27 protein-coding genes and 1 riboswitch are annotated in these 23,658 nt (G+C 63.5%); of the genes, 6 read left to right on the top strand and 21 right to left on the bottom strand.

Annotation, left to right across the window (positions count from 1 at the left end; translation table 11 throughout):
• Positions 1–133 precede the first annotated feature (133 nt).
• Positions 134–553 carry a tetratricopeptide repeat protein gene (locus tag H620_RS0105265; RefSeq protein WP_023379191.1) on the bottom strand — a complete coding sequence of 140 codons (420 nt, stop codon included), beginning with the start codon at positions 551–553 and terminating at the stop codon, positions 134–136.
• A gap of 949 nt (positions 554–1,502) precedes the next feature.
• Between H620_RS0105265 and H620_RS0105270 the strand changes: the two genes are divergently transcribed.
• From H620_RS0105270 to H620_RS0105280, 3 genes are all read left to right on the top strand, one after another.
• On the top strand, positions 1,503–1,727 hold the full coding sequence (locus tag H620_RS0105270) for a hypothetical protein (RefSeq protein WP_023379190.1): 225 nt from the start codon (positions 1,503–1,505) through the stop codon (positions 1,725–1,727).
• A gap of 248 nt (positions 1,728–1,975) precedes the next feature.
• A complete protein-coding gene (locus H620_RS0105275; RefSeq protein WP_023379189.1) occupies positions 1,976–2,458 on the top strand; it encodes a hypothetical protein in 483 nt (160 codons plus the stop codon).
• A gap of 146 nt (positions 2,459–2,604) precedes the next feature.
• Positions 2,605–3,885: an OmpP1/FadL family transporter gene (locus H620_RS0105280; protein ID WP_023379188.1), complete on the top strand. Its 1,281-nt coding sequence runs from the start codon at positions 2,605–2,607 to the stop codon at positions 3,883–3,885.
• Between the two features lie 45 nt (positions 3,886–3,930).
• On the opposite strand, the gene H620_RS0105285 is transcribed toward H620_RS0105280, so the two are convergent.
• The gene (locus H620_RS0105285; RefSeq protein WP_027906894.1) at positions 3,931–4,860 is read right to left on the bottom strand and encodes a LysR family transcriptional regulator; all 930 of its coding nucleotides are present in this window, start codon (positions 4,858–4,860) and stop codon (positions 3,931–3,933) included.
• A gap of 117 nt (positions 4,861–4,977) precedes the next feature.
• Here H620_RS0105285 and H620_RS0105290 point away from each other — a divergent pair, with 117 nt between their 5' ends.
• Complete coding sequence (locus H620_RS0105290) at positions 4,978–5,238, top strand: DUF2798 domain-containing protein (protein ID WP_027906895.1); 261 nt, start codon at positions 4,978–4,980, stop codon at positions 5,236–5,238.
• Positions 5,239–5,390: 152 nt separating this feature from the next.
• On the opposite strand, the gene H620_RS0105295 is transcribed toward H620_RS0105290, so the two are convergent.
• From H620_RS0105295 to H620_RS0105385, 19 genes are all read right to left on the bottom strand, one after another.
• A complete protein-coding gene (locus H620_RS0105295) occupies positions 5,391–5,942 on the bottom strand; it encodes a glutathione peroxidase (RefSeq protein ID WP_027906896.1) in 552 nt (183 codons plus the stop codon).
• Positions 5,943–5,988: 46 nt separating this feature from the next.
• Positions 5,989–6,111, bottom strand: a complete 123-nt coding sequence (locus tag H620_RS27565; RefSeq protein WP_023379182.1) for a hypothetical protein — start codon at positions 6,109–6,111, stop codon at positions 5,989–5,991.
• On the bottom strand, positions 6,108–7,310 hold the full coding sequence (locus H620_RS0105305; protein ID WP_023379180.1) for an MFS transporter: 1,203 nt from the start codon (positions 7,308–7,310) through the stop codon (positions 6,108–6,110). The genes H620_RS27565 and H620_RS0105305 overlap by 4 nt, the downstream gene beginning before the upstream one ends.
• 63 nt (positions 7,311–7,373) lie before the next feature.
• On the bottom strand, positions 7,374–7,778 hold the full coding sequence (locus tag H620_RS0105310) for a MarR family winged helix-turn-helix transcriptional regulator (protein ID WP_023379178.1): 405 nt from the start codon (positions 7,776–7,778) through the stop codon (positions 7,374–7,376).
• 88 nt (positions 7,779–7,866) lie between these two features.
• Positions 7,867–8,601 (bottom strand): adenosylcobinamide-GDP ribazoletransferase, encoded by a 735-nt coding sequence (locus H620_RS0105315; RefSeq protein ID WP_027906897.1) that lies wholly within the window; start codon positions 8,599–8,601, stop codon positions 7,867–7,869.
• 1 nt (position 8,602) lies between these two features.
• Complete coding sequence (locus H620_RS0105320) at positions 8,603–9,169, bottom strand: histidine phosphatase family protein (protein WP_023379176.1); 567 nt, start codon at positions 9,167–9,169, stop codon at positions 8,603–8,605.
• A complete protein-coding gene (cobT, locus tag H620_RS0105325; RefSeq protein ID WP_023379175.1) occupies positions 9,166–10,221 on the bottom strand; it encodes a nicotinate-nucleotide--dimethylbenzimidazole phosphoribosyltransferase in 1,056 nt (351 codons plus the stop codon). The genes H620_RS0105320 and cobT overlap by 4 nt, the downstream gene beginning before the upstream one ends.
• On the bottom strand, positions 10,218–10,739 hold the full coding sequence (cobU, locus tag H620_RS0105330) for a bifunctional adenosylcobinamide kinase/adenosylcobinamide-phosphate guanylyltransferase (RefSeq protein ID WP_023379174.1): 522 nt from the start codon (positions 10,737–10,739) through the stop codon (positions 10,218–10,220). The genes cobT and cobU overlap by 4 nt, the downstream gene beginning before the upstream one ends.
• Position 10,740: 1 nt before the next feature.
• Complete coding sequence (locus H620_RS0105335) at positions 10,741–12,195, bottom strand: cobyric acid synthase (protein ID WP_023379173.1); 1,455 nt, start codon at positions 12,193–12,195, stop codon at positions 10,741–10,743.
• On the bottom strand, positions 12,192–13,184 hold the full coding sequence (gene cobD, locus H620_RS0105340; protein ID WP_023379172.1) for a threonine-phosphate decarboxylase CobD: 993 nt from the start codon (positions 13,182–13,184) through the stop codon (positions 12,192–12,194). The genes H620_RS0105335 and cobD overlap by 4 nt, the downstream gene beginning before the upstream one ends.
• Positions 13,177–14,085, bottom strand: a complete 909-nt coding sequence (gene cbiB / locus H620_RS0105345) for an adenosylcobinamide-phosphate synthase CbiB (RefSeq protein ID WP_027906898.1) — start codon at positions 14,083–14,085, stop codon at positions 13,177–13,179. Before cbiB ends, cobD begins: the two co-directional genes overlap by 8 nt.
• A complete protein-coding gene (gene bluB / locus H620_RS0105350; protein WP_023379170.1) occupies positions 14,085–14,732 on the bottom strand; it encodes a 5,6-dimethylbenzimidazole synthase in 648 nt (215 codons plus the stop codon). The genes cbiB and bluB overlap by 1 nt, the downstream gene beginning before the upstream one ends.
• Positions 14,729–16,024, bottom strand: coding sequence for a cobyrinic acid a,c-diamide synthase CobB (locus H620_RS0105355; RefSeq protein WP_027906899.1), 1,296 nt, complete (start codon positions 16,022–16,024; stop codon positions 14,729–14,731). The genes bluB and H620_RS0105355 overlap by 4 nt, the downstream gene beginning before the upstream one ends.
• Positions 16,021–16,632 (bottom strand): cob(I)yrinic acid a,c-diamide adenosyltransferase, encoded by a 612-nt coding sequence (gene cobO / locus H620_RS0105360; protein ID WP_023379168.1) that lies wholly within the window; start codon positions 16,630–16,632, stop codon positions 16,021–16,023. The genes H620_RS0105355 and cobO overlap by 4 nt, the downstream gene beginning before the upstream one ends.
• Before the next feature lie 123 nt (positions 16,633–16,755).
• Positions 16,756–16,973: riboswitch (cobalamin riboswitch) on the bottom strand.
• Between the two features lie 143 nt (positions 16,974–17,116).
• A complete protein-coding gene (locus H620_RS0105365) occupies positions 17,117–17,650 on the bottom strand; it encodes a C40 family peptidase (protein ID WP_023379167.1) in 534 nt (177 codons plus the stop codon).
• A gap of 135 nt (positions 17,651–17,785) precedes the next feature.
• The gene (locus H620_RS0105370) at positions 17,786–18,421 is read right to left on the bottom strand and encodes a C40 family peptidase (protein WP_023379166.1); all 636 of its coding nucleotides are present in this window, start codon (positions 18,419–18,421) and stop codon (positions 17,786–17,788) included.
• A 126-nt stretch (positions 18,422–18,547) separates the two neighbouring features.
• A complete protein-coding gene (gene hda / locus H620_RS0105375; RefSeq protein WP_023379165.1) occupies positions 18,548–19,252 on the bottom strand; it encodes a DnaA regulatory inactivator Hda in 705 nt (234 codons plus the stop codon).
• Positions 19,253–19,448: 196 nt separating this feature from the next.
• A complete protein-coding gene (locus tag H620_RS0105380; RefSeq protein ID WP_023379164.1) occupies positions 19,449–20,522 on the bottom strand; it encodes an AI-2E family transporter in 1,074 nt (357 codons plus the stop codon).
• A 12-nt stretch (positions 20,523–20,534) separates the two neighbouring features.
• Positions 20,535–21,590 carry a DUF2066 domain-containing protein gene (locus tag H620_RS0105385; protein ID WP_023379163.1) on the bottom strand — a complete coding sequence of 352 codons (1,056 nt, stop codon included), beginning with the start codon at positions 21,588–21,590 and terminating at the stop codon, positions 20,535–20,537.
• A 349-nt stretch (positions 21,591–21,939) separates the two neighbouring features.
• Here H620_RS0105385 and purM point away from each other — a divergent pair, with 349 nt between their 5' ends.
• Complete coding sequence (purM, locus tag H620_RS0105390) at positions 21,940–22,998, top strand: phosphoribosylformylglycinamidine cyclo-ligase (RefSeq protein WP_023379162.1); 1,059 nt, start codon at positions 21,940–21,942, stop codon at positions 22,996–22,998.
• Positions 22,998–23,651, top strand: coding sequence for a phosphoribosylglycinamide formyltransferase (gene purN, locus H620_RS0105395; protein WP_027906900.1), 654 nt, complete (start codon positions 22,998–23,000; stop codon positions 23,649–23,651). The genes purM and purN overlap by 1 nt, the downstream gene beginning before the upstream one ends.
• Positions 23,652–23,658: the final 7 nt, after the last annotated feature.

The raw sequence follows: 23,658 nt of genomic DNA on the forward strand, positions 1-23,658 counted from the left end.
CCCCAGGCACGGCACCGCCCCCAACACCAACCCCAGCAGAATGCTGGTCAGATCCACTGCCATGGTTTCCCCGATCCGTCTTGTGCACTTACTGCGCAGCTTATCAGCCTGCTGAACATGGCGTCTGCCAGGCTCAATCCGGGAACCACTGCCGAAGCAGGCGACGGGCCTCTTGCGAGCCCTGCCCTGCTGCGAGCTCCAACCAGTACCGGGCCTGATCCGGCTCGTTCGCCTGGCACAAGCGGGCGTACTCCAGTTGGGCACGGCGGTCGCCCGCCCGGGCCGCCTGGCGCAGCAACTCATGGCCGATGCGCCGATCGCGGGCATTGCCGCAGTCGCGGCAGAGCATCTGCCCCAGACGGCTCTGCGCCACGACCACGCCCTGGCGCGCCGGTTGCTTGAGCAGGCGTCCGGCCAGGTGCTTGACCTGTGGCTTGTGCCCCAGGCGTGGGCTGTCCAGCAGCCAGAGGGCCACTTTCAGGGAAAAGCGTTTTGGGGAAGGCACTGACGTGGCGTCAGCGGTGCTGGCGAGGTGTTTACCGCGAAACTTCATGACCCATGGAGAAGGCAGCTCGAAAGGCGCGCCACTCTACTCTTTTTTTTGCCCCATGACCTGTCGATTCATGGAGTATTGAAAAAAAATTTCGGTGTTCTTTTCTTGACGTTTCGAAGAAGTGACCCGTGGGTCGTTCACTGCCCGACAATTGTCGGACAGTTCCACAAACTGCTGGCACGCCCGTCCTAGAGCAAGCGCTCGGGACAATCCACAATTCCTGTGGATAACTCGGTGGACAACCCTATTACAGACCCCGCAAACCCCTATGAAATGGGGCTTTCGAACAAACTGACGATTTTTTCACCAGCAAAAATTAGTGTTTTTTTTCATTGACTTAAGGGGTCAGTCAAGGCATTGGCGAAGCCTTCCCGGGGTGTTAGTACGCTGTTACAAGGCCTGCCTCAATTGTGAACAAGTGCACCGTAAACCAGCAGTGACCTGCACGAAATTAGGACATCCGGGGAGATTGCTGGCACTTTCCCCCCCTTCACAGCCTGGAAAAGAAACGCCATACTGTGCGGCTCGCCTGATGAAAAGCAGCAACGCTTGCCAAGCGTGCTCGTTTACGTTAAGGTGCGCCTCGTTAGTACCAAGCTGAAAGTCAATTCTGGCCAAAATGTCCTTGCAGCCTTTCCTCTCCCGAGTGATCGCTGCTGAAACCAGGACCGGCCCCCTCGATGATTCACTCGCCAGCCAAGGCTGCCCAAGCACGAATCACGCGACAGATTGATCAGGATTCCACTCCGATGGCCTCGAACCTTGGCCCCGGTGTGCTGCCTGCCTTCTGAAGTACCTACCAGTCAGCCCAAGCGCAAACCTTTGATCGCGCCCCTCTGGCTGCCCTGTTCCAGTCAGGTTCATTCGTCCGTTAATAAAGGCGTCACTGGAACGTTTCTATCATGCACGGATCCTAACTTCCGTGTTTAAAGCAGGAACATCCAACAATATGCATACTCATCCTCAAATTCAGGCTGCCATTGGCACCCTTTCCCAGGCCTTCTCGCCGTTGAAGTGCCTTATCGTTGCCCCCCGCAAGGGCAGCTTCAGCTTCACCCTGGTGGACGAACATGGCGTCGCCTGCCACACCGAGCGCCTGTACCCCGAGCAGTACAGCGCGTCGGAACCGCTGCAAGCGGTAATCGCCCGGACCCGTCAGTCGCTCACCGCGTGAGCGGCGAATACTGCGGTATTCACCCCATCGATGATTGCGACATTTGCCTGCCTGATCGTTCTTGCTGTAATTGCCACAGGGCATATGGCAAAGGACCTCAGGCAGCAAACGATTTAAAAACAGCCTTTTACGCCACGATTATCACACTACACTTCAACTCGAGCGGTACTTGCCGCTTCCGGCGGGCCTGATCATCCACCAGCTGCCAAGCTCCAGCGCCCGTCGGCCCTTAATTGCTCGAGGGCATCATGGGTATCGCGGCGAATGAATTGTGTCAGTATGTGATCCGACCAACCTTGGTCTACCTCAACCGTCATTGCGCCAGTGCCGAGGCTTTGCTGCTGGGCATAGCCGCCAGCCAGTCGGCGCTCGGTTCGGCGCTGCATGACCGACGCGGTCATGGTCTGTACCGAATCGGCGAAAGCCGCCACCAAGCCCTTTGGGACCAGTTCCTGGCGCGTGATCCTGAACTGGCCAGCCTGGTACGGGGTCTGGCCAGCCAGCATGCCTTCCTGGGTGGTCCGCACCTGGAACTCACGGTCAACCTGCGTTACTCCACTGCCATCGCCTGGATGCTGATCGAAGAGCAGGCAACGCCGTTGCCAGCCGCTGACGATCTGCTCGGGTTGGCGCGCATCTGGCGGCAGATATTCCACCCCCAAGGTCGCCTGCGCGACTTCACTCACGCTTGGCACACCTGCATAGATCAGAGATTGCCTCAAGCCTCCTGAGAAAGGCCTTACAGATTTACCGGAAAAAACGGAATTTTGGTCGGATTGTCCTACAAAACCGCTCTATCTCCCGTGATTGAGGCTATAGCGCGGCGCGTGAATTGTTGGTAGCTTTCCGCCCCGGAGATACCAAGGAGTTTCTAATAATGAAAAAAGCAATGCTCAAAACCTCCCTCGGCGTAGCCGTTGCTCTCGCTTCCAGCCAACTGTTCGCCAGCGGCTTTGCCCTCAACGAACAAAGCGTCAGTGGCATGGGTACAGGTTTCGCTGGCCGCTCTTCTTCTGCCGAAGATGCCAGCACCGTGTTCGGCAACCCTGCCGGCATGTCACGCCTGAAACGCGAGCAGATCACCGTGGGCGGTGCCGCCGTCATCGCAAAAACCGACATCTCAGGGCCAGGTAGCAGCTACGGGGGGGAAACCGATGGCGACATGGTGCCTGTGGTTGGCGTACCGATGGGGTATTACGTAAAGCCAATCGATGACCACTGGAGCGTCGGCTTCGGTGTCTATGTACCGTTTGGCCTGGTCACCGACTACGGTAGCGACGATGCTGCGCGCTACTGGGGCAAGAAAAGCCACGTCGAGGTGATCACCTTCCAGCCAACCGTCAGCTATGCGTTCAATGACAAGGTGTCGGTTGGTTTCGGCCCGACCATCAACCGCATCAAGGGTGAACTGGGCTCGAACCTGAGCAGCAAAGCCTTCCTGGGCCCAGCCGGCACCGATGGCGAGGTCAAGATCAAGGGCGACGACACTGCCGTCGGCTACAACATCGGCGTGCTTGTGCAGGCTACCGACCGCACCCGCCTGGGTCTGACCTATCACTCGATGGTCGACTACAAGCTCGAAGGCGATACCCGTGTTTCCTATCCAATTCCAGCGCTCGGCCTCAGCGGCAAGTTCGACGCCAGCCTGAAAATCAAGACGCCAGAATCCGTGGACTTCTCGATCACCCATGAACTGGATGACCACTGGACGCTGTACGCGGGTAGCACTTGGACGCGCTGGAGCCGACTGGAAAACATCACGGTCAAGAACGACGCACCTGCTGGGTACCCGCTCCAGACCATCACCGAAGAGCAGAATTGGCATGACACCTGGGCTCATGCCATTGGCGCTGCTTACAAGGTGAACAAGGAATGGACCCTGCGCGCAGGCTTCTCCGTCGACCAGTCCCCTACCAACAATCATGACCGCTCCCCGCGCATCCCGACTGGCGACCGCAAAGTCTTCAGCCTTGGTGCCGGCTGGAGTCCGACCGACGACATGACCATCGACGTGGCCTACTCCTACCTGTGGGAAGAGGACACCAAGGTGAACAACCAACCAAGCTCGCTGACGGAAGGTGCCTTGAAGGGCAGCTACCAGGCTAAGTACGAGAACAGCGCTCACGGTATCGGTGCCTCCCTCACCTACCGCTTCTGAGTCGCATCGGCTGCATGAATCGGGGCTGCTATGCAGCCCCGATCTTCAAGCACTCACCTGCCAGTCAGCCCCCAGGCACTCCTGCAGGTAATCCATGAACGCACGCACCTTGGGCGTCATGGCAAAGCGGTCAGCCAGGCAGACATAGACATCCATCGGCTCTGTCTGGGCATACGCCCGGCCCGCTTCCCCCTGCTCGAACAGCGGAACCAACGCCCCAGCGTCCAAGTGTGGCCGCACGATGAACTCGGCGAGCCGGGTGATCCCACCATCGTTCAGGGCCATTTGGGTCAGGGCATCGATATCGTCGCTGATCAACACGGTGCCGAATTCGGCCTCGAAACGAAGCCCGTCACGGATGAACCCCCAACGCAAGAAGCGCCCATCGACCGGGTAGCGAAATACCAGGCACCGATGTTCCCGCAACGACTCTGGCGTTGAAGGTAACCCCGCGCGCTGCAGATACCCAGGCGAGGCACAACAGATGAACGGGACCCGGGCGATATGCCGTGCCAGCAAATGGTCTTCCAGTTGCGGGGCGATACGCACGCTCACGTCCACACCCTCTTGCGCATGGTTCACGCGCCGATCAGTCGTTACCAACTCTATCGAAAGCCGCGGATAGCGCGCACTGAAGGCAGGAATCAGGGGCGCCAGTACATGACGACCGAAGGCCGAAGTCGAGGCGATGCACAAGCGCCCCTGCGGCTCGCTGTCCGGCGTCGTCACCGCCAACTCAGCCAGCGCCAGATCGCGTGCGACATGCCTGACCCGCTCGAAATACAAACTGCCCGCGGGGGTCAGTGCCATGCTGCGCGTGGTACGACTCAACAATCGCACCTGCAGGTGCTGCTCCAACCGCGCCAGGTTCTGGCTGACCGCCGCCGGGCTGACGCCCAGGTTACGCGCGCCGGCGGCGATGCTGCCCGCCTCGACCACCTTGATGAAGCTACGGATGGCGTTGAGCAAATCCATGTGTGGGCTCTGCTGATTCGTAAGAATCTCTTTATAAAGAACTCAGCAAGGCCAGTCTACAGCCTGCCCTTGGGCAGTTGTTAACCTGAGCCTCCACTCTCATCGAAAGGAGTTCGCATGAACGACCTGATCCAACCGCGCAGCCGAAGGAAGCTGCACCCACGCGCAACCCCCTATGCCTTTGCGTTCTACATGTCGTCGATCATGGCGTTGCTGATGTGCTTCGTGATCACCGCCGCCACGACTGGCTTTAACCCGCAGTACCTGGACAATGTACTGAAGGCCTACCAGCTGGCCATGCCGGTGGCCTTCGTCTGCGTGTTGATGGTCCGGCCGGTGGTGATGCGACTGGTGGCTCTCACCGTGCACGCGCACTAGGCTCTATACGAAAAGCCTTGATACTCGGTGATGCTGCGCTGAAAACAGCCTCGGAATGCTCATTTACAACCCGTAAACATCGCTTTCTAGGCTGTTTTCGCCTTGCCTGACCTTCGCCTCAAGACGTTTCATACAGACCCTAGCGCCCGAGATCAGGGCTGCGATGCGATGGCCTTTTCGATCGCGGCCCTGAAGGCTGGGTCGTCAGGCTTGGTCAAGCTGGAGAAATTGCCGATCACCTTACCCTTGCGGTCGATCACGTACTTGTAGAAATTCCATTTCGGCGCGCTGCTTTGGCTGGCCAGTTCGGCGAACAGCGGGATCGCGTCCTCGCCACGCACCGGCTGGGCCTTGGTCATGGTGAACGTCACGCCGTAGTTGGCGTAGCACACCTTGGCAGTCTCTTCGCTGTCACCGGCTTCCTGTTTGAAGTCGTTGGACGGCACGCCGAGCATTTCCAGGCCCTGCTCGTGGTACTCCTTGTAGGCGGCTTCGAGCCCTTCGAATTGCGGGGCGAAACCACAGTAGCTGGCGGTGTTCACCACCACCAGGGGTTTGCCGGCGAAGCGCTGGCACAGGTCGACCTGCTCTTTACCGCGCAGCTCGGGCAAAGTGCCCTGCAACAGCGCCGGGCAGTCAGCGGCCCAAGTGGGAGTGGCGGCCAGCAGGGCCAACAATGGCAGAGTCAACCAAGGTACGCGCATGATGTCGTTCTCCGGCAAGACAGTCCTTGAACTTGCAGGGTAGCGCTTAACACAGGCTCATGCCCAACTGCATCAATGCCAGCCCCCCCTGCTGCCAACCCCACCAGACCAAGGCCAGCACCAGCAGCGCAGCCGCCGCCAGCAGCACGCGGCGCAGGGTGCCGTTCATATCGCTTGCGCCTGCAACCGGGCCACCGGTCGCTCACGCACTGGCCAGTTGAGTGCGGCAGCCAGCAGGCTGAGCAAGATGGAAATCTGCCAGACCAGATCGTAACTACCCGTACGGTCGTACACTACGCCGCCCAGCCAACCGCCCAGGAAGGCACCCAACTGGTGGAACAGGAACACGATGCCACCGAGCATGGACAGATTCCGTACCCCGAACACTGTGGCAACGGTGCCGTTGGTCAGCGGCACCGTCGACAGCCACAGCAAGCCCATGGCGATGCCGAACAGATAGGCGCTGAACTGGGTCACTGGGGCCCACAGGAACAGCACGATCACCACTGCACGCAGCAAGTACAGTCCGGTGAGCAAACGCGGCTTGGACATGCGTCCGCCCAGCCACCCAGCGGTATAGGTACCGACGATATTGAACAGCCCGACCAGGGCCAGCACCGTGGTACCGGTGGTAGCCGCCAAGTGCTGGTCGACCAGATACGCTGGCAGGTGGACACCGATGAACACCACCTGGAAGCCACACACGAAAAAGCCCAGCGCCAACAACCAGAAGCCGGAATGCGAGCAGGCTTCATGCAGGGCCTGGCCCAAGGTCTGCTCGGCACCATGGCTGGGCAACGGTTTGTCCTTCAGCAAGCCAACGAACGGCACGATCAGTGCGACCAGCAACCCTAGTACCAGCAGGGCCGCAGACCAGCCCAGCCACTCGATCAGGCCTAGGGTGCCAGGCAGCATGGCGAACTGACCGAACGAGCCGGCCGCGCTGGCGATACCCATGGCCATGCTGCGCTTTTCCGCCGGCACGGCACGCCCCACCACCCCCAGGATGACCGAGAACGACGTGCCGGAGAGGCCGATGCCGATCAGCAGGCCTGCACTCAGCGACAACGACCAGGGCGAGTCGGCCATGCCCATCAGGATCAGCCCTGCGGTATAGAGCAAGCCCCCGATCAACACCACCCGTGCCGCGCCCAAGCGATCGGCCAAAGCGCCGGCAAACGGCTGTGCCAAGCCCCAGATCAGGTTCTGCAGGGCAATGGCGAAAGCGAATACTTCACGCCCCCAGCCGAATTCGGCACTCATCGGCGCCAGGAACAGGCCAAAACCATGCCGCACGCCCAAGGACAGCGCGAGGATCAACGCCGCGCCCCCCAATACCCACCCGCTGGTTCGCCACAACGAAGTCATTTTGTTCTTCTCCAGCCCATCGCAAGGTTTTACGGGTATATACCCGCTTGAAATCGTAGTTGATCAGGCAAGCCGCTCCAGCAGACGTACCAACTCATCCCGCGCGCCCTCACCCAGTTGCTCCACCAACTGTCGCTGCGCCTGCTGCCAGGCCGGATAGGCCAGCTGCAACCGCGCCGTACCCTCGTCGGTCAACAGCACCACACGGTTACGCTGGTCGTCGCCGTCAGCCAAGGCCACCAACCCTTCGGCCTCGAGCACCCGCAGGTTGCGACCCAAGGTACTGCGTTCAAGGCCCATGGCCTCGGCCAACGTGGTGATACTCGGACGATCCAGCCGCTGAAGGTGGCGCAGTAGGGAAAACTGGGCGACATTGATGCCGAAGCCGGCAAGGGCCTCGTCATAGTGTCGGCTCACCCCGCGAGCGGCTCGGCGCAGGTGCGTGCAGATGCATTCACTGGTCAACATGGTTACGTGTATATACCCGCTTATAGCGTGTTGCAAGAAATTTCAGCACCCGACCGCTGCGGGTGACGGCATGCTGGCGATGACGCATTCACCTCGTCAGCGCGAGGGCCAGCAACACCACCAACTCAAGCAATTCCAGCATCGCCCCGGCAGTATCCCCGGTGGTCCCACCCAATCGACGACACATCAGCTGGCGCAACCACCAGAAGCCTACCAACGCGCCCACCAAGGGCCAGATCGCCGACCTGCCGACCAGAGCCAGGCCCAGCACCAAGCTACCCGACAATACCCAGGCCCCGGCGCGACGCGGCAGATGCTCGGCCAATGCCTGGCCAAGCCCTCCCGGCCGAACGTAAGGGGTGGACAGAAACAACCCGAGCATGGCGCTACGGCCCACCAAAGGCGCCAACACCAGCACCGCGCCGGCGCCTCGCTCGACCAGCACCCAAAGCGCACAGAACTTCAACAACAGCACCAGCACCAGGGTGACGACGGCAATCGGTCCGCTGCGCGGATCCTTCATGATGTGCAGGGTGCGCTCACGGTCACCGAAGCCACCCAGCCAGGCATCGGCGCTGTCGGCCAGGCCATCCAGGTGCAAGGCACCGCTGAGCAGCACCCAAAGCGTCAGCAACAATGCGGCATGCAGGTGCGCAGGCGTGCCACTCAACAGATGGCTGGCCAACCACAACAGCAGGCCAAACAACACCCCTACCACCGGATACCACAGCAGCGAACGACCAACGTCTCGCGGTGCCGGCATACCCGGCAACCGTACAGGCAAGCTGCTCAGAAACTGCAAGGCGATCCAGAATGGCACCATCTCAATCAGCCTCGCTCAACACACCATCCTCATTCAACACCAACCGCACCATGGCGCCGTGCCCAACTTCGACCTGCAATAACTGCTCACGGGGCAATCCACGGGCTCGCGCCAGCAACAGGCGCATCACGCCGCCGTGGGTCACCAGCAGCACGCGTTTGCCAGCATGCTGCCGCGTCAGCCGCTCCATGGCCGTGACCACCCGCTCGGCGAATGCGCCGACCGGCTCCCCGCCAGGCGGTGTGTAGGCATAGGGATCAGACCAGAAACGCCCAAGCTCATCGGCTTGGGTCTGCATGATTTGCGCCGCGGTGCGTCCCTCCCAGTCGCCGAAGTGCAGCTCTCGCAAATCGGCTTCACGCTGTACCGACAAGCCCAGCCGCTCGCCCAATGCGTCGGCGAAGCGGGCGCAACGTTGCAAGGGCGAGCTGACCAGCACCTGCCACGGCCCACCTGCCTCTACGGCCGCGCTCATCTGCACCCAGCCTTTTTCGGTCAGGGCATCGTCCAGGCTGCCGCGCAGGCCACCCTGTTCGGTCTCACCATGACGCAGCAGGTCGAGGATCATGCCGGACGGTCCGCCACCGCAGCTTCGGCGAAGGTGGCCATCTGCCCATGCAGTGCGCAGGCCAGGCGCAGCAGCGGAACGGCCAAAGCAGCACCACTGCCCTCACCCAGACGCAGGCCCAGGGCGAGCAATGGCTCGGCCTCCAGCGCTTCGATCAGCGCTAGGTGACCAGGCTCGGCGCCCTGATGGGCGAACAACAGCCATGGCCGGCAGTGCGGGTTCAAGCGCACGGCGACCAGTGCAGCGACGCTGCAGATGAAGCCGTCGACCAGTACCGCGATACCGTGTTGAGCACAGGCCAGGTACGCCCCGGTCAGGGCGGCAATTTCGAATCCCCCCACACAACCCAACGCTTGCAACGGGTCGTCGGCACGCAGGCCATGCAGCGCCAGCGCGCGCTCGATCACCTCGGCCTTGCGCCTCACCCCGGCACTGTCCAGGCCAGTGCCCGGGCCGCTGAGCTCGCGGGCCGGACAGTCCAGCAGATGGCTGGCCAGGGCAGCCGCAGCCGTGGTGTTGCCAATGCCCATCTCGCCACCGATGAACAGCTGGGCGCCTTGGTCGGCTGCCCGCTTGGCGCTGTCTCGTCCGGCTTGCAGCGCAGCCAGCAACTGCTCTTCGCTCATCGAGGGCTGGCGGGCGAAGTTCGCGGTGCCCGCGCCCAGGCGCAGGTGGCGCACACCCGGTAGTTCCAGCCGGGTGTCGACAGTGCCGAGGTCGATTACCTCCAAGCTGGCCTGCAGTTGGCGCGCCAACACGCTGATCGCCGCGCCGCCACCGACGAAATTGCGCAGCATCTGCCCGGTCACGGCCTGCGGATAGGCCGAGATGCCTTCCTCGACCACACCGTGGTCGCCGGCAAAGATCGTGATCGCAACCCGCTCCAGAGTCGGGCGCTCCTGGCCCTGCAGGCCGGCCAGTTGGATGGCCAAGCTTTCCAGCTGCCCGAGCGAGCCGGCAGGCTTGGTCAGCTGCTGCTGGCGTGCGCGGGCCTGGTCCATGGCAGCGTTATCAAGAGGTTGGCAGGCTTCACGCCACCATTGCTGGTTCATAGTGCGGGTCCTTTAAGCATGAGGGGCAGGCCTGCCACGGTCAGCACCACGCGCTGACAACGCTGGGCGACGGCCTGGTGCAGCCAGCCGGCCAGGTCGACGTAACGCCGGGTCAATTCACCCATGGGCACCACGCCCAGGCCGGTTTCGTTACTGACCAGGATGACCATGCCTGGTAACTGTTCAAGGCATTCGAGCAGGGCATCGCGCTCCTCGGCCAGGCGTTGGTCGTTTTCAAGCATCAGCAAGTTGGTGAGCCACAAGGTCAGGCAATCGACCAACAGGCAATGCCCTTCCCTGGCGTGGGCGCGTAGCACACTGGCCAGCGCCACAGGTTCTTCAATTAGCCCCCACTCGGCGGGCCGACGTTGGCGGTGCAGAAGCACCCGTTCGCTCATCTCGCCATCCAGCGGCTGGCTGGTGGCAATGTAGGTCACTGGCAAGCCACTGTTGGTGGCCAGCTGTTCGGCCAGGCGACTCTTGCCGGAGCGGGCGCCACCGAGGATCAGGTTGAGCATGTCAGGCGACTCCACACAGCCCGCGCAGACGCGCGGTATCGAGGTGCTTTTCCACCAGATCGGCCAGGCGCTCGATGTCGCGTTCGCGCAAGGCTTCGTAGTCGATGGTCTGCACGTCCTGCAAACCGGCCCAGCGCAGTAAGGCAGCGCACGACTGACTACCTTCGAACAGACCGTGCAGGTAGGTGGCGAGGACCTGCCCGTCGGCGCTGATCGCGCCATCGCTGCGGCCATCGGCCAGTTGCACGGCAGGATGCTCCAACGCAGGGCCATGGGTGACACCGGCATGGATTTCGTAGCCGGCCACCGCGGATTGTTCCAGATTCAGGGTACCGGCGACGTTGCGCAGTTGTTTGTCCGCTTCGAGCACCGTGGCGTAGTCCAGCAACCCCAGCCCTGGGCTGGAGCCTGCCGGCCCCTCCAGGCCGAGCGGGTCGTGCACCTCACGGCCAAGCATCTGCAGACCGCCACAGATACCGATCAGCTTGCCGCCATAACGCAGGTGACGAGCGATGGCGCTGTCCCAACCGCGTGCGCGCAACTGCGCCAGATCAGCGCGAACACTCTTTGAGCCAGGCAGGATGATCAGGTCGGCGGCAGGAATCGGCTGGCCTGGGCCAATGAACTGCAGGTCGACCTGGGGGTGCAGACGCAGCGGGTCGAAATCGGTGTGATTGCTGATACGGGGCAGCACCGGGACGATCACCTTGAGCACGCGCTCGCCCTTCACGGCCTGGCGCATGTCGATCGCGTCCTCGGCCTCCAGGTGCAGGTCGGTGACATACGGCAGTACACCCAGCACCGGTTTGCCGGTGCGCGCTTGCAGCCAGTCCAGCCCTGGCTGTAACAAGGCGATGTCGCCGCGGAAACGGTTGATGACGAAGCCTTTGACCCGCGCCTGCTCGCTGGGAGAGAGCAGCTCCAGGGTGCCGACCAGGTGGGCGAACACGCCGCCCCGGTTGATATCGGCCACCAGAATCACCGGGCAGTCGACCGCTTCGGCGAAGCCCATGTTGGCGATGTCGCCAGCCCGCAGGTTGATCTCTGCCGGCGACCCAGCCCCCTCCACCATCACCACGGGATACGTGGCGCTAAGGCGCTGGTGAGAGGCCAGCACCGCCTGCATGGCGATGGCCTTATAGTCGTGGTAGGCCACTGCATTCATGCTGGCGACCGCTCGACCGTGGATGATCACCTGGGCTCCGGTATCGCTGTTGGGCTTGAGCAGGACCGGGTTCATGTCGGTGTGCGGCGCCAGTCGGCACGCTTGGGCCTGGACCGCCTGGGCCCGGCCGATTTCCCCCCCGTCGGCGGTCACCGCACTGTTGAGGGCCATGTTCTGTGGCTTGAAGGGCACCACACCGATACCCTGGCGCAGCAGCCAGCGGCACAGGGCGGTCACCAGGGTACTTTTGCCAGCGTCGGAGGTGGTGCCTTGCACCATGAGGGTGGTCATGCCATTTCCTTGTGGTAGTCCGCCAGGGCCAAGGCGAGACGCTGCTCGTCCGCCGCAGTGGCGGGCAGGCCCAGGCGCACGGCTGGCGGCTGGTCGAACAGACGCACCAGAATGCCGCGCCGGGCGAGAAACTCATGCAACTGCGCCGCCTGCTCGCAGCGTACGTACTGGAACAGGTCACAGCCACCGCTTGGCGCCAGGCCCACGCCTTCGAGCACCGCCGCAAGGCGTTGGCTGGCAGCGGCGCAGCGGGCGATCTGGGCCTGATGCGCTGCGTGGTCGGCGTAACTGGTCTGTGCCAATACCCGAGTCGGCCCGCTGACGGTCCAGGGGCCAAGCCTGTCTGCCAGCAGCGCCAGCAATACCGGCTCGGCCGCCACGAAGCCCAGGCGCACGCCGGCCAGACCGAAGAACTTGCCGAACGAGCGTAGAACGATCAGGCCTTCGCGCTCGGCGCAATCGACCACGCTGAATGCGGGCGTGTTGTCCATGAAGGCTTCGTCGACCAGCAACCAGCCGCCTCGCCTGGCCAGCCGGGCGTGCCACGCCAGCAAACGCTCGCGACTGATCCGCTGACCCGTGGGGTTGTTGGGGTTGACCAGCACCAGCACGTCCAGGCTGTCGAGCGTGGACTCGACGCTGGACGCATCCAGCTCGACCAGCGTATGCCCGGCCCGTCGCCAGGCGTGCGGGTGCTCGGCGTAACATGGCGCCAACACCCCTACCCGCCCCGATGGCCGCAGCAGTGGCAAGGCCTGGATCGCCGCCTGGGAACCTGCCACGGCCAGCAACTGGCTGGCGCCGTAATAGGCTCGCGCTGCTGCTTCCAGGCCATCTTCGACCTCAGGCAGACGGGCCCAGGCGTCCACGGGAATCGGCGGGATCGGGTACGGCCATGGGGCGATGCCGCTGGACAAGTCGAGCCATTGCTCGCGGGCAATCCCGTATTGCCGCACCGCGCGCAGCAGACGGCCACCGTGTTCAAGCATTCAAGTAAGCTCCCAGGCAGATTACCAACAGCCACAGCCATACACCCCGCTGCACCAGGCGCCAGCCGCGCTCGATGGCCTCGGCATCGGCCATCGGCCCTTCGCCCAGCCGAGGTCGCTCGTGCAGTTCGCCGTGGTACACCGCCGGGCCACCAAGCTCGACGCCCAGCGCACCGGCGCCCGCCGCCATCACCGGCCCGGCATTGGGGCTGTCCCACAAGGGCCCCTGGTTGCGCCAGCAGGCCCACGCCAGGCGGGTCTTGCCAAGCAGCGCGTAGGTCAGCGCCACCAGCCTTGCGGGAATATAGTTCAGTGCATCGTCGATGCGCGCCGCCGCCCAGCCGAAGCGTTCGAAACGCTCGTTGCGATAGCCCCACATGGCGTCGAGCGTGTTGCTCAGGCGATACAGCACCACACCGGGAGCGCCCGCCACGACGAACCAGAACAGCGCGGCAAACACCGCATCGCTGCCGTTCTCCAGCACCGACTCGGTAGCCGCCCGCGCCACGGCGGGCTCATCCAGCTCACGGGTTTCGCGGCTGACCAGGTAGCCGACACGGCGCCGCGCTTCTTCAAGGTCGCCGTGGCGCAGGGCATTGGCCACCGGGAGCACGTGCTCGCCAAGGCTGCGCAGCCCCACGGCGCAATACAGCGCCAGCACGTCCACCAGCCAGCCGATGCAGGGCAGCCATGACAGCAGCAATGCCAGCAATGTCAGCGGCACCACAGCCAGGAACCAGGCACTCACGCCGTGACTGCGCCAGCCACGTCCACCGGCATTCATCCGCTGCTCGAGACGCGACGCCAGTTTGCCGAAGCCGACCAGTGGATGGCGCCGGCGCGGCTCGCCCAGCAACGCGTCCAGGGCCACTCCGGCCACGGTCAGCAAGGCCACGCTCATCAACGCTCTCCCCAGTGGTTTTCGTACAGCATCTCGCTCAAGGGCCGTTGTTCGGCCCAGTTTTCCAGCACCAGCATCGGCGCCGGGTAGAACTCGGTGACCGGTCCCAGGCACAGCACCGCCACTGGCTTGGCGCCCGCCGGCATCCCCAGCAGGTCTGCCAGGGCCTGCGGCTCGAACAACGATACCCAGCCCATACCCAGCCCTTCGGCACGTGCGGCCAGCCACAGGTTCTGAATGGCGCAGGCCAGGGACGCCAGGTCCATTTCCGGGAGGGTGCGTCGGCCGAAAATGTGCGGCTCGCGGTTGTCCATCAAGGCCGCCACCAACACCTCGGCACAGTCGCTGATCCCTTCGACCTTGAGCTTCATGAAGTCGTCGGAGCGTTCGCCAAGGGCCTCGGCGGTGCGCACTCGCTCCTGTTCAACCAGGGCCTGGATACGACCACGCAGCTCGCGCTGGCTGATGCGGATGAACCGCCAGGGCTGCATCAGGCCGACGCTGGGTGCCTGATGCGCGGCCGCCAACAACCGACCAAGTACCTCGGGGGCTATGTCGCCACCGGCGAAATGGCGCATGTCGCGACGCTCGCCGATGACCCGGTAGATGGCGGCGCGTTCTGCGTCGCTGTAGGCGTGTTCGCTCATGGCTGCAGCAGCGCCGCCGCCGCTTCGGGGTTGGAGGGGAAGTAGAAGTGCACGTAGGACGCCGTCAGGCGCCCCAGGCGATAGACCGCTTCATTGCCCCGCCCGCCATTGGGGCTGAGTCCTCGGGCGATCGGCTCAAGCTCGGTCATGGTCAGGGAATGGTGGTATGTGTGCCCACGCAAGGTGCCCTCTGGCAGTTCCACAGCCTGCAAGGCCAAGGCGGCAAGGCGTTTCTGCATGATCGCTTCGCCAGGCAGCAGGCCAAGCAACTCGGCCCGCTCGCCCGCCACGTCGGTCAACGCGTCGAGCAGGTACAGCATGCCGCCACACTCCGCCAGCAGGGGCTTGCCTTGCGCGTGGTGGGCACGCAGGGCGTCGAGCATCGAGGTGTTGGCAGCCAATGCATGGTGGTGCAGTTCGGGGTAGCCTCCCGGCAGGTACAGGCTATCGACCAGGGGCATTTCACGGTCATGCAGGGGCGAGAAGAACTCAAGCTGCGCGCCCAGGCTTCGCAGCACGTCGAGGTTGGCACCATAGGTGAAGGCGAACGCTTCGTCCCGGGCCACCCCGATGCGCACGCCAGCCAACGACGACGACAGCAGACGCGGCTCCGGTGCGGCGAAAGTGACCGCCGGTGGCAGGCCTGCGTCGCAACTGGCGCCCAAGGCTTCGGCAGCTGCATCCAGGCGGGCGTCGAGGTCATTCAGTTCACTGGCTTGGACAAGCCCCAGGTGACGACTGGGCAGCTCGATGCCACGCTCGCGGGACAAACCGCCATACCAGCGCAGGCCTTCGGTCAGGCTGCCTTCGAGCAATTGGGCGTGACGCAGGCTGCCGACGCGGTTGGCCAGCACGCCGGCGAACGGCAGGTCGGCCTGGTAGCGCGCCAGGCCCAAGGCCAATGCTCCAAAGGTCTGGGCCATGGCCGTGCCGTCGATCACCGCCAACACCGGCACACCAAAATGACGCGCCAGATCGGCGCTCGAAGGGGTGCCATCGAACAGGCCCATGACGCCCTCGATCAGGATCAGGTCGGCTTCGGCAGCGGCTTCCCATAGCAAGCGACGGCTCTCCTGCGCACCGATCATCCACAGGTCCAATTGGTAGACCGGCGCACCACTGGCCCGCTCGAGGATCATCGGGTCGAGAAAGTCCGGCCCACACTTGAACACTCGTACCTTGCGCCCAAGGTTGCGATGCAGCCGTGCCAGCGCAGCGGTGACGGTGGTCTTGCCTTGTCCGGATGCAGGTGCGGCGATCAACACCGCAGGGCATTGGCGCGCTTGGTTCACAGTTCCACGCCCTTCTGCGCACGGATACCGGCCTGGAACGCATGCTTGAGCATGCCCATTTCGGTAACCGTGTCAGCCATCTCGATCATTTCGGGCTTGGCTGCGCGGCCGGTGACGATCACATGCTGCATTGGCGGGCGAGCCTGGATATCGGCCAGCACCTGGTCGAGATCGAGATAGCCATGCTTGAGGGCGATGTTCAGTTCGTCGAGCACCACGAACTGCACCGAAGGGTCCTGCAGCAACTGCCGCGACACCGCCCAGGCCGCTTCGGCAGCAGCGATATCGCGCTGACGGTCCTGGGTTTCCCAAGTGAAGCCCTCGCCCATGACGTGGTAGCGCACCTGCTCGGGGAAGCGGCGGAAGAACAGCTCTTCTCCCGTGCTGTTGCGGCCCTTGATGAACTGCACCACACCACACTGCATGCCATGGCCCAACGCACGGGCGAGCATGCCGAACGCCGAACTGCTCTTGCCCTTGCCGTTGCCGGTCAGCACCAGCAGCAGGCCGCATTCGTTGGGGGAATTGGCGATGCGCTCGTCGATGATCGCCTTCTTGCGCTGCATACGCGCCAGATGACGTTCGTCGCGTTCGGTGGTTTCGCTCATGAGGGTTCTCCGCAGGCTGACGCCACGCGAGAAGCGGCGGCAGGTCGATAGGCAGGCAGACGGAGGACGCGCAGGGGCCATGACCCGCTCTGGTCACGGTGCACCGCGCATCACCCTCCGTGATGCCGTTGGCAGTATCAGGCCGGTCTCCGGGCTCGTGAGCGGGCCTGTGGCCCTGGCCTGCGCGCCTTCCCGGGCGTTCACCCAGTGGCCCTGCGCGGCCGCGTCTCACCTACCGTTGCGGGGGCAGCGCCGGGCTCGCGTCTTCCGACGCCCACCGGCTTCCCAGTTTCACCCTGCCCAGTCGAGGCTGGCAGGACACCTGAAACACGCGCGAAGGTTAGAGGGTTGGGCCGGGAGCGTCAATCGAAGCGCTCGTTCAACGAGCGGGGTCATTCTCCAGGACGCGGCGCGGCGGTGGCCTGGCGACTTACCTCGGTGACCGCCGCAAGCGCCAGCGCTCGCCGGGGATGCGATCAGCTGATCAGCGGTTCTGCGCCAGGTGGCCTTGGGGAATGACTCGCTTGGCCTGCAGGTAGGCCTTGGCCCAGTAGCTGTTGGACAGGTAGTCCAGGCGCACCGTGCCGCCTGTGGAAGGCGCATGCACGAAGCGGCCTTCGCCCACGTAGATCCCGGCATGGCTCACTTGCGAGCCGCCACCGGTGGCGAAGAACACCAAGTCCCCGGACTGCAGCGCATTGAGGTCCACCGTTGGCGCACGCATGACGATCATTTCGCGGGTCGATCGCGGCAGGCTGATGCCCGCTGCATCGCGGTAGACATAGCCGATCAGGCCACTGCAATCGAAGCCGGAATCCGGCGTGTTACCGCCCCAGCGATAGGGGGTACCGACCAGGCCGATGGCGCGTATGAGCACATCGTCGGCAATCGGCGAAATGTCAGGCTGGGCGTACGGGATCTGTGGCTGAACCACAGGGGCCGGTGCCGGAGCATGGCTGGAACAGGCGGCAAGCAGAGCCACCAGGGAAAGGAATGCGAAGCGCGCCATCATCGCCATGGCCAGAACTTCCTGTCTGAGACCGTAGGGCCGCAGCCCAAAAGAGTTGAGAAATTAGATTAGACGCTTTCTATAAATGCGCACGGCGGCGAGCTTTTCAGCATCGCCGCCGCGGCAGGGTACATCATTTTGCCATCAGTTGCGCGCGATATTGGTCGGCGCCATCGCCAAGGCTCGCTTGGCTTCGATGAAGGTCTTGCTCCAGTAGCGATCACCGAGGCTGTCGATGCGCACACCACCGCTGCGGCGGCTGCTGGAGTGGATGAACTGGTTGTCACCCAGGTAGATGCCAGCATGGCTGACACGACCACGGCCATTGGTGCTGAAGAACAGCAAATCGCCCGGCTTGAGCTTGTTGCGCGCCACTTTCGGTGCGTCGACGTTGATCATCTCGCGGGTAGAGCGCGGCAAGGTCACACCCGCCTCTTCGCGGAACAGGTAGCCGATGAAACCGCTGCAGTCGAAGCCCGACTTCTCCGAGGTACCGCCGAAACGGTAGCGCGTGCCGATCAACGACATGCCACGTTCGAGAATACTGTCGGCCAGGGCCGGCAATTGGTAAGGCTTGCCGCTGGAGAAAGCCTCCAGGTCATCTTCGGTGGCCAGGTCCTCTTCGCTGAATACCGACGAAGTGGAAGTCTTGGCGTTGATCGCCGACGTCGAGGCGACCGGGGTGTGATCCTGAGGCTGGGAAACCGGGCCATGAGCCGCGCAGCCAAAAAGCAGGGTCACGAGTGCGAGTGGCACGAGGGGTGCGAAGCGCTTCAGCATGGGCACGACCGTGTCTGTAATCCTTTAGAAGGTGGAAACTATGCCTTCTATCGGGACCATTTGCAAATTTTATCGAAAAAGATGTGACTTTTCCGTGACGCTGCTGCAAGCCCCGTATTTCGGGGCTTACCAGCCGAGGGTTTCCTTGAGGAAAGGAATGGTCAGTTTGCGCTGCGCTTGCAGCGACGCTTGGTCGAGACGTTCGAGCAGGTCGAACAGCGCGCTCATGCTTCGGGTGCCACGGGTCAGGATGAAGTGGCCAACTTCGTCGGTCAGGTGCAGCCCCCGTCGCGAGGCCCGCAATTGCAGGGCTCGCAGCTTGTCTTCGTCGGACAACCCACGCATCTGGAAGATCAGCGCCAATGTCAGGCGCGACTTGAGGTCGGGCAACTTGATAGGCAGCTCACGCGGTGAGCTGGAGGCCGCCAGCAACAGGCGCCGACCGCTATCGCGCAGCCGATTGAACAGGTGGAACATGGACTCTTCCCAGTCCGCCTTGCCGGCGATAACGTGCAGGTCGTCGATGCAGACCAGCTCGTACTGCGCCAGGTAATCCAGCAGTTCCACGCCTCGGTCGAGCAGTTGCGCCAAGGGCAGGTAGACCGCGGGCTCACCGCGCTGCTGGAAGCGATGGGTGGCCGCCTGCAGCAGGTGGCTGCGACCCACACCTTGCTTGCCCCACAGGTAGATGAGGCTTTCGGTCCAGCCGGCGTCGGCTTCGCACAGACGCTCGACATAGCCCAACGCCGCGGCATTGGCGCCCGGATAGTAGTTGATGAAGGTGGCGTCATCGCGCAGACGCACACCCAGGGGCAACTGGATCGGTTTCATGCTGGCGGGCGGTCGAGAGGACCACAGGGGGCCTTTGGTGAACAGTGTGCAAAGTCTATACCCGCCTTGCGGGCGGCACAATGACCGAGCAGGATTGCCCAAGCAAAATCAACGAGTTGCGCTACAAAAGCAACGCTTCCCGTTTTATCGCCGGCAAGCCGGCTCCTGCCATGCCCGCGCTTGCCGCTCGAAAGGATCACAGCTTTGGGTCGACATCCCCGGCATACATGTCCGACTCTTTATACAGATCGTGCACATGGCGCAGCAGCACCATGATCACGGCGGCGACTGGCAAGGCCAGCAACACACCGGTGAAACCGAACAGCTCGCCGCCCGCCAGGATGGCGAAGATCACCGCCACCGGGTGCAGGCCGATCCGGTCCCCTACCAGCAACGGGGTCAATACCATGCCTTCGAGCGCCTGCCCGACCATGAACACCGCCACGATGCCCAGCATCGGATAAAGGTCGCCGCCGAACTGGAACAACCCGGCCACCAGCGCAGCGCCGATACCGATGATGAACCCCATGTATGGCACGATGGCCGCCAGCCCTGCCAGCATGCCGATCAGCAGGCCCAGTTCCAGCCCCACCAGCATCAGGCCGGCCGAGTAGATCACCCCCAGCGCCAGCATCACCATCAACTGGCCACGGACGAAAGCGCCCAGGACTTCGTGGCACTCACCCGCAAGTCCTACCACCTGCGATTCCCGGTGGCGCGGCAGCAGGCCGCGCAGCTTGGCCATCATCAGGTCCCAGTCGCGCAGCAAGTAGAAGCCCACCACGGGAATCAGCACCAGATTGGCCAGCCAGGCGACCAACGCCAGGCTGGAGGCCGTGGCCTGGGACAGCAGCATGCCGACGATATCGGTGGTCTGGCCCATGTGCGCGCTGACGGCGGCCTTGATCTTGTCGAACTTCCAGAACCCTTCGGCCAGGCCCAGACGGCTTTGCACCCACGGCAACGCCACGTGCTGCAACCAATCGAGCATCTGCGGCGCCAACTCGTAAAGGCGCACCAACTGCTTGGCCAACATCGGTATCAGCACCAGCAACAGCGCCAGCAGAATGAGGGTGAACAGGCTGAACACCACGACCACGCCCCAGGTTCGCGACAGCCCCAGGCGCTCCAGGCGGTCGACCAGTGGGTCGGCCAGGTAGGCCAGCAGTATGCCGACCAGAAACGGTGAAAGAATGTTGTGCAGGCTATACAGCAGCACGGCGATCAGCAGGGCGATGCCCAGCCAGATCCAACGGCGTACATCGGTCAAAATCGGGTCTCCTTACCAACGAAAACGCAAGCCATCGAACGGCTTGGGGGCTGCAGGTTGCTCAGCCGCCGGGGCAGCCCCTGGCGCGGGTGCTGTGGGGGTGGCCGGTACGGGGTCGGCCGGCACTTCCTGCAGCTTGGCCAAGCCCAGCTGGGCGCGCAGTTGATCCGGGTTGCCGGTGACCTGGTAGGTGAGCGTCTTGCCATCAGCCAGTTGCAGACGCGGGCCGAACGGCTCGAGCACGCGACTGAGTTCAGCGTAGCGCTGCAGGTTCATGCCCTGCACCTGGACCTGCAAGGCACCGCTGGCACCCGGCCGGGTCACGTAACGCGGCGCCAACCGGTTGCTCACTGCAAGCATGACCGCATCGGCCAAGGCCGCCTGATCGGCGCCTTCGGCGTTGCCTTGCTCGCGCTTGTCACCCAGCCATAGCTGCCATTTGCCCTGCCACTTGCCGTCGGCCTCCTGGGCGTGCACCGCCAGCAAGGCATCGGCGCCGTAACGCTCGGAGACCTCGCGCAGGGGCGCCGGGTCCTTGCCCTCCAACTGCTTGCCGTTGGCCACCAGTTGCTCCTGCAAGTCGGCCAACGGCAGGCGCAGCGGCAGCCCGCGGTGCTGGGCAGCTCGACGCAAAGGCTGCGCGCTGGACTGGCCATCGCCGACCAGACTACTGCCCTCGGCACTTTCGTTCAGCCACCAACCGAGGATCGACGGGCGATTGTTGCCCCACAAGGCCAGACCTGCCTGACGCAGGGCGCGCTCGGTACTGCCGGGGTCGAACTCGACCAGCACCGACTCGGGCGGGCCAGCCTCGGTAGCGACCTGGTTGATGATTTGCTGCGGGTCTTTGCGCAGTCCGGCCAGCGCCGGACTCTGCGCGGCCTTGGGGTCGCCGGTCAGGCGCAATACCAGGGTGTCCAAGGCTTTGCCGGTGGCCTGGGCGCGGGCTTCGGCGCCCTGCCCTTCGATGGGCTCACGCACCTGGTAAAGCCCGGAAACGGTCTCGGCCTGCACGATGGCGCTGGCCAATGCAAGGCAACCGGCTGCCAGAAAATTGAAAGAACGCATGGAGGATTCCTGTCCAGAAGACCAGATGACGGGGCACCGGGTCAGTTTGGGTGCTGGCTGTGACCGCGACAGGGCGACAAATGCTCCCTCTGTGCGGCCCGTTTCACCTCGACGGCGTTTCTATACCTTATACAGCGCCCCGCCTGGCAACCAGTCGCAGACCATGAAAGGATGTTTTTTCATGGATTAGGGCCCTGCCCGTCGGCCTGAGGATGGCCGCTGCCGGGCAACCCTGATAAAATCGCGCGCCTTCACAGACCACTGACGTTTCAGGTAGCCGCCGCACGCTCGCCGGCCTTGGCCGTCACGGTCGTTTTTAAGAATCCCTCCCTCCTAAAGGCCTGGATCAATGAGCAAGCAACCCTCCCTGAGCTACAAAGACGCCGGTGTAGACATCGACGCCGGCGAAGCACTGGTCGAACGCATCAAGGGCGTCGCCAAGCGCACCGCACGTCCTGAAGTCATGGGTGGCCTGGGCGGCTTCGGCGCCCTCTGCGAGATCCCGGCCGGTTACAAGCAACCGGTTCTGGTCTCCGGCACCGATGGCGTCGGCACCAAACTGCGCCTGGCGCTGAACCTGAACAAGCACGACAGCATCGGCCAGGACCTGGTCGCCATGTGCGTGAACGACCTGGTGGTCTGCGGCGCCGAACCGCTGTTCTTCCTCGACTACTATGCCACCGGCAAGCTCAACGTCGACGTGGCCGCCACCGTGGTCACCGGCATCGGTGCCGGCTGCGAACTGGCCGGCTGCTCGCTGGTCGGCGGCGAAACCGCTGAAATGCCCGGCATGTACGAAGGCGAAGACTACGACCTGGCCGGCTTCTGCGTGGGCGTGGTGGAAAAAGCCGAAATCATCGACGGCTCCAAGGTCGCCACTGGCGATGCGCTGATCGCCCTGCCGTCCTCCGGCCCGCACTCCAACGGCTACTCGCTGATCCGCAAGATCCTCGAAGTCTCCGGCACCGACATCGAAAACACCCAGCTCGACGGCAAGCCACTGGCCGACCTGCTGATGGCCCCGACCCGCATCTACGTCAAGCCGCTGCTGCAGCTGATCAAGGAAACCGGCGCGGTCAAGGCCATGGCCCACATCACCGGCGGCGGCCTGCTGGACAACATCCCACGCGTACTGCCGGCTAACGCCCAGGCCGTGATCGACGTGGCCAGCTGGCAGCGTCCGGCAGTGTTCGACTTCCTGCAGGAAAAAGGCAACGTCGATGAGCACGAAATGCACCGCGTGCTGAACTGCGGCGTCGGCATGGTCATCTGCGTGGCTCAGGACCAGGTCGAGAATGCCCTGAACGTCCTGCGCAAGGCCGGCGAGCAACCTTGGGTAATCGGCAAAATCGCCGAAGCCGCCGAAGGCGCTGCCCAGGTCGAGCTGCAGAACCTCAAGGCACACTGATGCCGAGCAAGACCTGCAATGTCGTGGTACTGCTGTCGGGCTCCGGCAGCAACCTGCAAGCCCTGATCGACAGCAGCCGCATCGACGGCAGCCCGGTACGTATCGGCGCGGTGATTTCCAACCGTGCCGATGCCTACGGCCTGCAACGCGCAGCGGCGGCTGGCATCGACACCGCGGTACTGGACCACAAGGGCTTCGACGGCCGTGAAGCCTTCGATGCGGCGCTGATGGCGCGCATCGACAGCTTTGCACCCGACCTGGTGGTTCTGGCCGGCTTCATGCGCATCCTCAGTGGTGATTTCGTGCGCCACTACCAGGGACGCCTGCTCAACATCCACCCGTCGTTGCTGCCCAAGTACAAGGGCCTGCACACTCACCAACGGGCGCTGGAGGCAGGCGACGCGGAGCATGGCTGCAGCGTACACTTCGTCACCGAGGAACTCGATGGCGGCCCTCTGGTCGTACAGGCTGTGGTCCCGGTTGCCTCCGACGACTCCGTCGAGACGTTGGCCCAACGGGTTCACCACCAGGAACACCAGATCTACCCACTAGCGGTGCACTGGTTCGCCGAAGGTCGCTTGCGCCTGGGCGATCAGGGTGCGTTACTGGATGGCCAGCCGCTGCCGGCCAGCGGTCACTTGATTCGACCCTAGGAGATTT

The organism is Pseudomonas taiwanensis DSM 21245, from assembly GCF_000425785.1.
GTDB classification, from domain to species: domain Bacteria; phylum Pseudomonadota; class Gammaproteobacteria; order Pseudomonadales; family Pseudomonadaceae; genus Aquipseudomonas; species Aquipseudomonas taiwanensis.

Excerpts from the sequence above, each read along its gene's own strand:
- bluB (WP_023379170.1), bottom strand. The coding sequence starts at position 14,732 with ATGAGCGAACACGCCTACAGCGACGCAGAACGCGCCGCCATCTACCGG.
- H620_RS0105275 (WP_023379189.1), top strand. The coding sequence starts at position 1,976 with ATGGGTATCGCGGCGAATGAATTGTGTCAGTATGTGATCCGACCAACC.
- H620_RS0105365 (WP_023379167.1), bottom strand. The coding sequence starts at position 17,650 with ATGGCGATGATGGCGCGCTTCGCATTCCTTTCCCTGGTGGCTCTGCTT.
- H620_RS0105290 (WP_027906895.1), top strand. The coding sequence starts at position 4,978 with ATGAACGACCTGATCCAACCGCGCAGCCGAAGGAAGCTGCACCCACGC.
- purM (WP_023379162.1), top strand. The coding sequence starts at position 21,940 with ATGAGCAAGCAACCCTCCCTGAGCTACAAAGACGCCGGTGTAGACATC.
- H620_RS0105285 (WP_027906894.1), bottom strand. The coding sequence starts at position 4,860 with ATGGATTTGCTCAACGCCATCCGTAGCTTCATCAAGGTGGTCGAGGCG.
- H620_RS0105295 (WP_027906896.1), bottom strand. The coding sequence starts at position 5,942 with ATGCGCGTACCTTGGTTGACTCTGCCATTGTTGGCCCTGCTGGCCGCC.
- purN (WP_027906900.1), top strand. The coding sequence starts at position 22,998 with ATGCCGAGCAAGACCTGCAATGTCGTGGTACTGCTGTCGGGCTCCGGC.
- cobU (WP_023379174.1), bottom strand. The coding sequence starts at position 10,739 with ATGCTCAACCTGATCCTCGGTGGCGCCCGCTCCGGCAAGAGTCGCCTG.
- H620_RS0105335 (WP_023379173.1), bottom strand. The coding sequence starts at position 12,195 with ATGACCACCCTCATGGTGCAAGGCACCACCTCCGACGCTGGCAAAAGT.
- H620_RS0105265 (WP_023379191.1), bottom strand. The coding sequence starts at position 553 with ATGAAGTTTCGCGGTAAACACCTCGCCAGCACCGCTGACGCCACGTCA.
- H620_RS0105370 (WP_023379166.1), bottom strand. The coding sequence starts at position 18,421 with ATGCTGAAGCGCTTCGCACCCCTCGTGCCACTCGCACTCGTGACCCTG.
- cobT (WP_023379175.1), bottom strand. The coding sequence starts at position 10,221 with ATGAACCAGCAATGGTGGCGTGAAGCCTGCCAACCTCTTGATAACGCT.
- cbiB (WP_027906898.1), bottom strand. The coding sequence starts at position 14,085 with ATGAGCGTGGCCTTGCTGACCGTGGCCGGAGTGGCCCTGGACGCGTTG.
- H620_RS0105305 (WP_023379180.1), bottom strand. The coding sequence starts at position 7,310 with ATGACTTCGTTGTGGCGAACCAGCGGGTGGGTATTGGGGGGCGCGGCG.
- H620_RS27565 (WP_023379182.1), bottom strand. The coding sequence starts at position 6,111 with ATGAACGGCACCCTGCGCCGCGTGCTGCTGGCGGCGGCTGCGCTGCTG.
- hda (WP_023379165.1), bottom strand. The coding sequence starts at position 19,252 with ATGAAACCGATCCAGTTGCCCCTGGGTGTGCGTCTGCGCGATGACGCC.
- cobD (WP_023379172.1), bottom strand. The coding sequence starts at position 13,184 with ATGCTTGAACACGGTGGCCGTCTGCTGCGCGCGGTGCGGCAATACGGG.
- H620_RS0105280 (WP_023379188.1), top strand. The coding sequence starts at position 2,605 with ATGAAAAAAGCAATGCTCAAAACCTCCCTCGGCGTAGCCGTTGCTCTC.
- H620_RS0105315 (WP_027906897.1), bottom strand. The coding sequence starts at position 8,601 with ATGGTGCCATTCTGGATCGCCTTGCAGTTTCTGAGCAGCTTGCCTGTA.
- cobO (WP_023379168.1), bottom strand. The coding sequence starts at position 16,632 with ATGAGCGAAACCACCGAACGCGACGAACGTCATCTGGCGCGTATGCAG.
- H620_RS0105320 (WP_023379176.1), bottom strand. The coding sequence starts at position 9,169 with ATGATCCTCGACCTGCTGCGTCATGGTGAGACCGAACAGGGTGGCCTG.
- H620_RS0105385 (WP_023379163.1), bottom strand. The coding sequence starts at position 21,590 with ATGCGTTCTTTCAATTTTCTGGCAGCCGGTTGCCTTGCATTGGCCAGC.
- H620_RS0105310 (WP_023379178.1), bottom strand. The coding sequence starts at position 7,778 with ATGTTGACCAGTGAATGCATCTGCACGCACCTGCGCCGAGCCGCTCGC.
- H620_RS0105270 (WP_023379190.1), top strand. The coding sequence starts at position 1,503 with ATGCATACTCATCCTCAAATTCAGGCTGCCATTGGCACCCTTTCCCAG.